At 65.7% G+C, this 10,383-nt stretch carries 9 protein-coding genes and 1 riboswitch; all 9 genes read right to left on the bottom strand.

Features of this window, described 5'->3' with window-relative positions:
* Positions 1-142: 142 nt before the first annotated feature.
* Complete coding sequence (locus VEI45_RS20645) at positions 143-1,441, bottom strand: PPE family protein (protein ID WP_324856391.1); 1,299 nt, start codon at positions 1,439-1,441, stop codon at positions 143-145.
* A 13-nt stretch (positions 1,442-1,454) separates the two neighbouring features.
* Complete coding sequence (locus VEI45_RS20640; RefSeq protein WP_324856390.1) at positions 1,455-1,754, bottom strand: PE family protein; 300 nt, start codon at positions 1,752-1,754, stop codon at positions 1,455-1,457.
* Between the two features lie 283 nt (positions 1,755-2,037).
* Positions 2,038-2,208: riboswitch (M-box (ykoK) riboswitch) on the bottom strand.
* Between the two features lie 144 nt (positions 2,209-2,352).
* The gene (gene eccA / locus VEI45_RS20635) at positions 2,353-4,188 is read right to left on the bottom strand and encodes a type VII secretion AAA-ATPase EccA (RefSeq protein WP_324856389.1); all 1,836 of its coding nucleotides are present in this window, start codon (positions 4,186-4,188) and stop codon (positions 2,353-2,355) included.
* Positions 4,185-5,372 carry a type VII secretion protein EccE gene (eccE, locus tag VEI45_RS20630; RefSeq protein WP_324856388.1) on the bottom strand — a complete coding sequence of 396 codons (1,188 nt, stop codon included), beginning with the start codon at positions 5,370-5,372 and terminating at the stop codon, positions 4,185-4,187. Before eccE ends, eccA begins: the two co-directional genes overlap by 4 nt.
* Complete coding sequence (gene mycP / locus VEI45_RS20625) at positions 5,369-7,132, bottom strand: type VII secretion-associated serine protease mycosin (RefSeq protein WP_324856387.1); 1,764 nt, start codon at positions 7,130-7,132, stop codon at positions 5,369-5,371. Before mycP ends, eccE begins: the two co-directional genes overlap by 4 nt.
* Complete coding sequence (eccD, locus tag VEI45_RS20620) at positions 7,110-8,624, bottom strand: type VII secretion integral membrane protein EccD (protein WP_324856386.1); 1,515 nt, start codon at positions 8,622-8,624, stop codon at positions 7,110-7,112. The genes mycP and eccD overlap by 23 nt, the downstream gene beginning before the upstream one ends.
* 174 nt (positions 8,625-8,798) lie before the next feature.
* Complete coding sequence (locus tag VEI45_RS20615) at positions 8,799-9,713, bottom strand: ESX secretion-associated protein EspG (protein ID WP_324856385.1); 915 nt, start codon at positions 9,711-9,713, stop codon at positions 8,799-8,801.
* Positions 9,714-9,797: 84 nt separating this feature from the next.
* Complete coding sequence (locus VEI45_RS20610) at positions 9,798-10,082, bottom strand: WXG100 family type VII secretion target (RefSeq protein ID WP_324856384.1); 285 nt, start codon at positions 10,080-10,082, stop codon at positions 9,798-9,800.
* Positions 10,083-10,126: 44 nt separating this feature from the next.
* Positions 10,127-10,381 (bottom strand): WXG100 family type VII secretion target, encoded by a 255-nt coding sequence (locus VEI45_RS20605; RefSeq protein WP_324856383.1) that lies wholly within the window; start codon positions 10,379-10,381, stop codon positions 10,127-10,129.
* Between the last annotated feature and the right edge of the window lie 2 nt (positions 10,382-10,383).

The following is a 10,383-nucleotide window of genomic DNA, read 5'->3' as shown; positions in this document are numbered from 1 at the left end:
TTCGTGCATCATGCAGTCAGACAACCCATATCGTGCGGACCTGGTTCTTGACACGATGGATATGCACGTCGAGTTCGGCACCAATTCCGGCGCCGCGCGCCGATCGTGGTGGGCTGGAAAATCACGATGTAGCTCCTTTCTGCTATCCGGCAGCCGGTGGATGCGCCACCACGGTGGGACGGAACCCATAGCGGGGCGCGGCAAAACCGAAGCCGCGACCGCCGGAGCCCGCCATCGGCATCCCAGGCATCCCGGGGACCCCCGGCATCCCGGCCTCCTGTACACCAGCGCCCGGGGCGTAAGCCCAGCCGCCCGATGGCGACGCCATAAGCGGGGCGCTGGCCCCGGGAGTGGCTGCGGCCCAACTCTGCGGCACCGACATCGCCCCGACCAGGGTCGCGCGGCCCATCCCGGCCGATACCGCCGATTCACCCAGGCCCGGCGAGCCGACTGCCCCGATCGCCGAACCGACGTGGCTCAATCCCGCTGCGCTCATCGCCGACGGAGTGGCCCCCGTCAACATAGCCGGATTGAGGCCGCCAAAGCCCTGACCGGCCACCGCCAAGAACCCGATATCAGCGAGCGCGCTCGTCACGGCCGGGCTGACGCTGGCCGGGTTAAACCAGTTACCCGAAAGAAGCCCGTTCCAGAAACCGGAGCTGAAGAAGGAACCAAAAGCCGAGCCAGTCGTTCCGCTGAACGTGTTCAACAACCCGGCGATGCCCGTGGTGGCCTGATTCGAACCCGGCGCAAACGGATTGAACCCAGACACGGACGCCGACATCGGTGACGAGAGTTCCTGTAGTGCGTTGGGAACGGTCGAGACCACCTGCGACAGCGTCGACTGCACACCCGCGCTGGACGACGTGCCGGTGGCTTGGGCAACCGTGCCGGCTTGGCTGGCCGTCCCGGCCGCATTGGTGGTCTCCGGCGGCGGACCGAACGGCGTCACCGTCGAGGCGGCCGCCGAGGAGCCGGCGTAGCCGTACATCGCGGTGGCATCCTGGGCCCACATTTCGGCGTAGAGAGCCTCGGTGGCCGCGATCGCCGGCGTGTTCTGACCCACAATATTCGTCGCCACCAACGCCGCCAGCTGTGCGCGGTTGGCCGCAACGGCCGCTGGTGGCACCGTCATCGCAAACGCGGCCTCGTACGCCGCCGCGGCCGCCCTGGCCTGGTAAGCCGTTTCCTCAGCCTGGGTTGCCGTTGTGCTCATCCAGTCCACGTACGGTGTGGCCGCGGCCGCCATCGATGCCGACGCCGGTCCCAGCCAGGACCCTTCGGCCAGGCTGGTGACGACCGAGGAATAGCCGGATGCGGCTGAACCCAGCTCGGCCGCCAGCACATCCCACGCTGACGCGGCTGCCAGCATCGGCCCCGAACCGGGACCGGCGTACATGCGAGCGGAGTTGAACTCTGGTGGAAATGCCCCGAAATCCATCACAGCAGCCCCCTTATCCCGCAGCGACCGTGTTGGCGGCTTCGGTGGCCGCGTAGGACCCGGCGCTGGTGCTCAGGGTCGAGACGAACATCTCGTGAATCGCCTCGGCTTGAGCACTGACCGCTTGATACAGCTGAGCGTGCGCGGTGAACTGCGCCGCGGTCAGCGCCGACACCTCGTCGGCCGCGGCGGGCATCACCGTCGTCGTGGGCCCGGCTGCGGCCGAGTTGTCGGCGGCCAGATCCGCACCAACCCCCTGCAGGTCGCCGGCCGCTGCGGACAACGTTTCCGGCTGAGTAGTGACAAATGACATGGACTTCTCCTTGATGAAAAGTCCGACCCGGAGACGGGCCTCGGCCACTGTGCAGCTGGCGGGGTGCGCCATGGCCATGTGCCGCGGAAAGCGGAGACAGGGTTTGGCGCAAACCGATTCAGTTGGCGAAGTCGCTGCCGTGACCGGATCGGAACGAAACGGCCATCGCTATCGGATAGTTCTGCGCAGAACTATCAGCGGAACTCGGTCTCGGCCTCACCTCCTCACGGCCAGGACACCCCAGTGCCGCCAAGAGAGGTAGGTCGCCCGACGGGACCGTCGGGTGGCACCCCTCTCGCCGGAGCTTTGGCACCACACGGCGTATCCGGCTGAGCCGGAAGCCACTTGGGCTCAACCCTTAACCCGGGAAGAGCTGTCCTGACCCTGGGCGTCTCTCGACGTTCGAGGTCAGTGGCCTATATCCGTGCAGACGCCTCACCTAGCGAGGTGCATGTAACGTGTTGGTAACTTCATCGTGGCAGTAGCACCGACGCCCGTCAATGCAACACTCGGGGGATTATCGGTAAATTGCTGGAGATCGTTACAGATGCGGCGGGCCATGCCATTCGCGGGCCTCAGGGGTTAACTGGCTGAACTGTCAGGAGTCGGTCTTCTTCTCCGCCACGGCGGCGCTGAGACCCTCGGCGAGATCGTCGCGCGTCAGCTCCTTGAACCGGCGCAATTGGTCCTCGCTGAACTCGTCGATCTCACTCGACAACACCGCGTCGAGGTCCTCGTCGTCGAGGCGGAAGCTGCGGTGATCACGGGCTTTTTCGACAACGTTGCGCACAAACCCGGCATTTCCCAGCACATCGATACCGCGGATCAGGTCGCCTTCGCTCGAGATGTTCTCGTCGTCATAGAACCTGGTATAGGCCGGTAGCAGCACGTCGACCGCCTCATCGGTGATCACGTCTTCGTTCTCGCGGCCCATCAACTGGGTCAGCGCGATCAGCTCCTTCGGGTTGTAGCTGTAGAACTCGATGACGGTGGAAAACCGGCGTCGCAGGCCCTGGTTGACCTCCAGCATCTTGTCCATCGCTTTGGCGTAGCCGGCTCCGAAGACCACCAGCTCATCGCGGTGGTTCTCCATATAGAGCAGCAAGGTGTTGATGATCGCGTTGCCGTAGGCGTCGCCCGTGGAGTAGCCGCTCTCATGCAGGTTGTGCATCTCGTCGAAGAAGACAGCCCCACCCAGCGCCTCCTCGAGCATCTCCTCGGTGTTCTTTTCTGCATCGGCCATGTAGCGGCCGAGTAACTTCGCGCGGCTGGTCTCCACCACAAACGGTTTGCGCAGCACAGTCAAACCGCACAGCTGCTTGGTGAATGCGCGCGCCACGGTCGTCTTTCCCGTGCCGGGAGGACCCAGCAACAAGGTGTGCCGCGATGTCACCGGTACCGGCAGGCCCATCTTGGCGCGCGCCAGATTCACCTTGGTCGTCGATTTGATCAGCTTGATTTCCCGCTTGGCCTGCTCCATGCCGAGCATTGCATTGAGCTCGGCATCGCCTTCGTCCAAATACTTCTTGGCCATCTCGGCGTGACGAGCGGCCTCGGCCTGTTCGCGGGTGGGCGCGCTATCCGGATCCCATGGATCCGTCCTGGCTTCGATGGTTTCCGGGTCGGTCAGCACCAGCCGATAGTTGGGGTTGTCCAACGCTTCGCGCGCCGGGGTGAACTTGGCATCGCGTGAATACACTCGGCGTAACGCCTCGACGGCTTCCTCTTCGCGGCCCAGATGCCGCAAGCACATCCCCTGGGTGTACATCGCGACGTTGGCCGCGCCAGGCACGCGGTCGCCCTCGATGGCCTCCTGTGCGCGGCGCGTCGCCTCCTCGAAAACACCCAACGAGGCCAGCGCCGTGGTCGCCATCGCCGCCCCGGCGGCCTTCAGTTCGGGGTGGCGCCACGTGGTCCCGGGAGGGAACTGGACGAGGACGTCGGGCCAGCGCCCGGTGCGGAAATACAGCAGCCCCCGTACGTATTTAAGCAACTCTTCGTCGAACGGGTGTCGTGGCTCGGTGGAATCAAGCAACGCCGCGGCTTCGGCGTATCGTTTCGTTTCGGTGAGGGCGGCTGCGTAGGCAGCAGCCAATGACTCCATGCTGGTGACCGCCAGCCGCAGGAACATCCCGTCGGAGACCTCGGGGCGAAACTCCAACTCGGACAGGCTCAGTCGGCGGATCTCCCAGCCGAACGTCTTGACGGATTCCCACGCGCCGGTGAGCACATCGATGCTCTGGTCGCCGGCGAGAACCCGTGCCAGCCACGCGTCGCACATGTCCGGATCGAGCCGGGTGGCCGTCGTGAACATCTGCAGCGCCACCTGCGGATTGTGGCTGGGCTGTAGCCCGTTGACCGAAATGCCGGACGCCAGAAGGCCAGCAACCATCGCGTTGCGGGCATCTGCGGCGGCGGCCTGCGGCCGGGTCATCGCAATGCTTCGGCGTGACCCTGTTGCTGGGCTACCGCACCGATCGGAACCAAGATGCCCTCGCCGTCGCCGAGTATGCGACTCGGCATCGGCAGCGGCCGACGCGATGACGGCGCCGGAAGACTCGCGGCTACCGCGCCCAGCTGGCGGCCGGTGAGCCGGTTCAGCCCGCTGAACGTCTCTTTCCGCAGTCGCTGGTGGCTGTGGTAGCGCACCCAGACCGCCACATCGGCTTCACGACCGTCCGCGATGAGCCGGATCGTCATCACATTCACGTCGGCATCGGCGAGCCAGAGCTCCTCGAGCGTCTCGCTGGTGATGTCGGAAGGCGAGACCCAGAAGCTGGTCACGTACCCGTCGGGAGTCTTGAGGTAGCGCCAGAAAGGCTTAATGTGAGCTGGTTGGAGCCCGGCCAACACGGCGTCGTCCACGTCGATGATCTCGTCAGCGGTCAGCGGCCGGGCCGAGCAACTTTGCCCGCTGAGATCATGGGCCAGCCGCTCGGTAGCCGCAGCCAGGGTGCTGGCGACGGAATCGCGGGCCGCCACTGCCTGGACGTTGCGCAGCGGGTCCATGCGCAGTACCAGCCAGGTGTTGCGCTCCTCGAGCGGCCGTCGGCCTCGGGCATCGTCTTGAACCGCCGATTTGACGCCCTTGCTGGCCTGGCGCGTACCCACCGACACGATGTCGACACTGTCCAGGCGGACATCGAACTGGCGCAGCGCCTCGATGACCGCTTCCAGCGGGATACTTGTCGGCAGCAGATCCCGATGGCGATGCCGTCCTGACGGCGCCTCGCCCACACCTTCGACCGCGATCACCCCGATCAGCTGGCCATCGTACTCACGCACCCCGACCGTTTCCTTGCTGAAGCGACGGCGGTGATCGATTGCAGGGGTGCAGCCGACGGTCAGCGCCTCGGGATCGGCGTACCAATTTCGCATCCGGGCGATCGGCGCCGACGCAATGGGAACTCCCCCATTGGTGACCAGCGCAACGAGCGTCACGATCACCGCGAGACCAACACCCACCCGAAAGGGCGCGTGATCGACCTGCCAAGCCTCAGGTAAAAGACTCGCCTCAGGTAAATGACTCGCAATCACCAGTAGCGCAACATCAATGAGAAACACCGCGGTGACCCGAGGCCACGACAGGGCCAGCCCGTATTCGCGTTGTGCCTTCATGACCGTCTCCCTGTCTTTCGCATCAGGACCGCGCCACCGAGCAGCATGCCGGCTAGTAGTAGCGCGCCGCCTAGTCCGCCGGCAGCGACCCAAACCGGCGTCATGTTGCGCGGGGTGGGCGCCGGAGGCATATTCAGCGGTGACCCTGAGCCTTTCGGCAGAACGGATCCTTCGGGTACATCCCAGGTCAGCGCGGCTACCGGGTCGACGACCCCGTAGCCGATCTGGTTGTCCACTCCGCGAGCGGGTGCCCTGGCGGTGCGAGTCAACCGGTCGATGACCTGGTGCGCCGACAGTTGCGGGTATTTCGCCCGCACCAGGGCCGCGACACCAGAGACGATCGCGGTGGAGAAACTGGTGCCGGACGGCACCAGCAAGGAGTTGTCCGGACCGTCAATCGCGTTGATCAGGCTGTCATCTCGTGGTGAGAGCCCGACGACGTCGGTACCGGGCGCCCCGATTCCCACCCACGGCCCGGCGACGCTCAGTTTGTCCATCGGCGTGCCGGAGGAATCCACCGCGCCCACGGTCAGGACATAGTCGCTGAACCACGATGGAGTTACCACCGTGGTCACGCCATTCCAGTCCCGGGAATCCTTGGGGTGCAACGGATCTGCGATCGGATTTTCCTTGCAGTCGCGCTGGCTGGTGTCGCCCGCGGCGGCGACGATGACCGCATCTTTATCGACCGCCGCGTAACGCACCGCGGCGCCCAGGTCAGGCGCGTCGATGATGCTGCGCGCACTCATGCACATCACCTGGGAGATGTTGATGACCTTCGCGCCCATGTCGGCGGCGTGCACGATCGCCCGCGCCATGGTGAAGATGTTGTCCCGCTTTTGCCGGGTCTGCGGGTCCTCGTCACCGGTATATGCGTCCTTGAGGCTGAACGCCTGGCTGGACTGCCGGATCGAGATCAGCTCGGCGTCGGGGGCTATCCCGGTGAAGGCATCCGCTGGACCTGCCGGCGGAGGATCCAGCGGCGGCGGCGCGGCCGGTCGCGGGTAGTCGACCGAAACCACCTGTCCGCCATGGGAATAACCGGGGAGCACCGTCTTGCCGTGACCACGGTTAGCCGCCCCCGGCGCCTTGGGCGCTGCCGGCGGTCCCGGTGGAGCGCCGAATGGCGGCGGTGGTCCCTGCTCCTCGGATGACGGCGGCGGCGCCGGGACCAGCGTGATTGTCTGGGGAGGCGGCGGCGCCACGCTGATCGTCTGAGGCGGCGGTGCCGGCGGCGGTGGTTCCCTGGTCGGAACCGGCGGCGGTCGCCGCGGCCCCCGCGCCCCGGGGCCCTCAGCGGAGGCCGGGGCGCCGCCAATCATCGAGGCGACGATCGTGCCGTGCGCGTCGCAGTCGGACAGTCCGTCACCGCCGGCCATCACATAGTCGCCGCCGGGAATCAGGTGCGGCAGCCTCGGGTGCGGGGTCACCCCGGTGTCGATGACGGCGACCCGCACCCCGCCGCCGCGCCCGAAGCGCCAGGCTTCGGGCAGGTCGAGCATGTCCATGTATTTCGGCTGTACCCGAAAGTCGGTGCCCGGCAACACCCCAACCTCGGTGCAGTACGTACTCTGCTTCATGGGCTGTGCGGGGCCGGGCGGGCTGTCCCGCGGCACGGCGGCCGGGTCGATCCCCGGGGGGTCGATCGCGTAAGCCGGCGAACCGGAAAGCGCTACCGAGGCGACGATGAGCGTCGTGGCAGCCACTGCGGCCGCGCGGAGCAGCCGCAGTGGACGGCTACCGGTAGCGAATCGCTGCATAGACATTCATCATCCACAATGCCAGCGGGACGATGGGCATCAGGCAGAGGTATTCGACCCATTCCACGAGCTTGCGGAACAGCGGGCTGTAGATGGTGTTAGGCACTACCGCCGCAGCCGTCAGCCCCGCCGCAGGGAGCAGCACCAGGATGGCCACCCCTGCCGAAACCGCTGCCGCCGAGGACAACACGAGCGTGTAACGGACGACGATCGCGGCGACGATCAGGACCGAGGTCACGGCCAGGATGATCGCCTGCCAACGGTCGACGTAGGAGCGACCACGCAGCATCAGGAAGCCGGCGGTAGCGGCAGCCAGCAACAGCGGCAGCCACCGTTGCGAGGCGCGCGGATCGGATACGCCCGCCAGCGACACAATCGTCAGCACACCAAGGCCGACCAGCAATCCGGTCAGGAACGACCGGGCCCGCTCGGCCCGCAGCACGACGTCCTGGACAGACGCGGGGCCCTCCAAGGTCGGACGGCCGCCGCCAACGGGGTGCACCACGGTGGTCGGCAGATCAGGCCGGGCCTCGAACACCCAGCGGCTGGTGGCAGAGGGGAACACCGGCAGCCGGATACCGGACAACCAGCGGGACAGCGCCGGCGCGCCGTGGTAGCCGAGCACGCAGGCCAGCAGTATAGACGTCAGCAGCGTCACCGCACCGGTACCGAGTGCCATCCGGGCCAGGCTCGCGAGCGTGGCCGCCAGGGCGATGGTGACGATGGCAGTGCCGGTACCCAGCCGACGGCCGGTGAACCGCATCGCCAGCATCGCGCCAACACCGGCGACCGCGAAACCCATCACGGCGTGCGGCGCGCCGACGGGACCGGGAGGCACCGCCGCCGCCGACACCGCAAGTGGCGCCAGCCCGCTCCAGAGCAAGATGTCGCCCGCGCGGCGGTCTTGCACGCTCTGGGCGCGGCCCAGGATCAGCAGTGCCACCGAGATCACCAGCACCGCGATAATCGCGGCGTAGGGCGCCGGGACCCACGAGTCGTGCTGCCAGCGGAACCAGCCGAGCAGCGCCGAACCCAGCAGCACCCCGGCCGCGACCATCGCCGCACCGACCTGGATGGCCACCGTCGGGTTGATTGGGCTGAACCGCTTGCTCAGGTTCACCGACACGGCCGTCGAAATGTGCTCGATGACCTGGGATCGGTGTTCAGTGTCTTCGACGAACCGCAGCCACAGCCGATCGCCGTCGTAGATGTCCTGCTCGGACAGCGACTGGGCGGCCCGCAGCGGCGTGCCGTCAACCAGGCACAGTGCCCACTTGCCGCGCTGCTTGGCTTCTAGTGCCGGCAGACCCAGCTCCCGCAGTCGAACGTTGATGACCTTGAGCAACGGGTCGATCATCACCGAGACCGGGGCGTTGGCGTCCAGCAGCACGCCGATTTGCGCGCCCTCGCCGGCGATGATGCCAACCACGGCGGACTGCGGCGCCGATACTGCCTCTGCGCCAGGCTGTAGCGCCTCGGCTACTGCGGTCATTGTGCCACCCCTCTGTCGACGAATTCTGGGTCCATGCGTCTTGCCTCGTTATTTGTAATTGCGACGTCGCGTCCCAATTGTTGAGCAGATTCTAGAGTATTTCGCGGCATCCGCACCATGACTGAGTGCTGCACGGAAAATCCTTGGTATGTGCGGCATTCCCGTAACGATTAGTTAAACTCTGCTATGCGTTTTCCACTCGCCGTAGGGAAGGGTCTCTAAAACCGTCTTTATCCCGACCTGGACCAACTGCGGGGTGGCCGGGCAGATGGCTAGCCAAGCCTCGTTTGACCCGGCGGTGCGTGCTTGCTGATACATCGCGATGCGGCCGCCCGATCCGTCCTTCAGCGACAGCACTGAGGCGCTGGGCGCCTTGGCGTCGTCCCGGTACTGCCTGGCGTAGACCGCGGCCTCAGCCGCCGGATCTGACAGCGCCTGCCCGAGTGCGGCCACCGTCGCCGCGCTGATGCCGAGTCGCCGCAGATCGCCGCCGGAGAAGACGTTGAACCCGGAGCTCTGCCACGCTTTCGTGATCTCCAGCATCTCTTCCAGTGGCACGTTGACCGCGTTGATCGCCGCGGGATCGGCGTGGTGGATCGATTCCAGCGCATCGAATACCAGCGCCGCAATCGAGGCGGTATCCGCGATCGAAACATCGTCGACGGCGATCTCGTCGCCGACCCGCACCGCCGAGACCCAGTGGGTGCCACGGCGGGCTAGTAGCACGCGGAACTCGTTGTCCGGGATCTCGCGGGATCCCACCGGCTCGTCTTCGCCGCCTTCTTCTCTTTCCTTGACGCCGTAGAGCAGCTTGCCCCGGGACAGCAGCGCGATGACCTCGAGATCCGGCGCGGCCAACACCCGCATCCGGGCAGCGATCGACTCGTGGACCGTCTCGCCCGTCACGATGCCCTGTTCGCGCATGATCGCCATGCCCGGATGCTCGTTCAGCCAATCCATCGAATCGGTGGAAACGAAGGGCCGGCAACGCAATTCGGGTGCGACGTGGCGAATATCCAGCAACGCCTGCAACATCCAGAAACCCTCGACGTTGACTGTGATATCGGTCCGGGTGGTTTGATCCATCATTACTCTCGTATCTTGACGTGCTCGGTTACCGCACGACGCGGCAGCACACCCCGATCGGTGTGCTGCCGCGCCAATTGGTGACTTTTAGGCCCAGCTGGAGCCGACGGCGCTGTCGGTGGAGTTCATGTTGTTGCCGGCGGTTTGCACCTTTTGGCCGTGCTGGTTGGCTTGTTCGTAGATGACCTGGAAGTTGCGGCCCAACTGGGTGATGAACTCCTGGCAGGCCACCGAACCCGAGCCGCCCCAGAAGTCACCGGCGGCCAGCACATCGCGCACGATGGACTGGTGCTCGGCCTCCAACGAGGCAGCCTGGGCGCGAATCAACGCGCCGTGAGCGTCGACGTCGCCGAACTGGTAGCTAATTGACATTTATCTGTCCTCCTGACGTGGGAAAGTTTACGCCTGCAGACCGGCTAGCTGCTCAAGATTTGCTGCGAGGCCTGCTCTTGCTGCTCGTAGTTGTTGGCATCGCGGATCAAACCGTCGCGCACCCCGTGCAGCATGTTGACGATGTTGCGAAACGCCTGATTCATCTGGCCCATGGTGTCATAAGACGTCATCTGGGCCGTACCACTCCAGCCGGCACCGGCGATGTTTTGGCTCGATGCCCACATCTTGCGGGCCTCGTCCTCCACCGTCTGAGCGTGCACATCGAAACGGCCCGCCATCG

Origin of the sequence: Mycobacterium sp., assembly GCF_035623875.1 — a bacterium.
Taxonomy (GTDB): Bacteria; Actinomycetota; Actinomycetes; order Mycobacteriales; family Mycobacteriaceae; genus Mycobacterium.
This window is presented reverse-complemented; position numbering and strand designations above follow the sequence as displayed.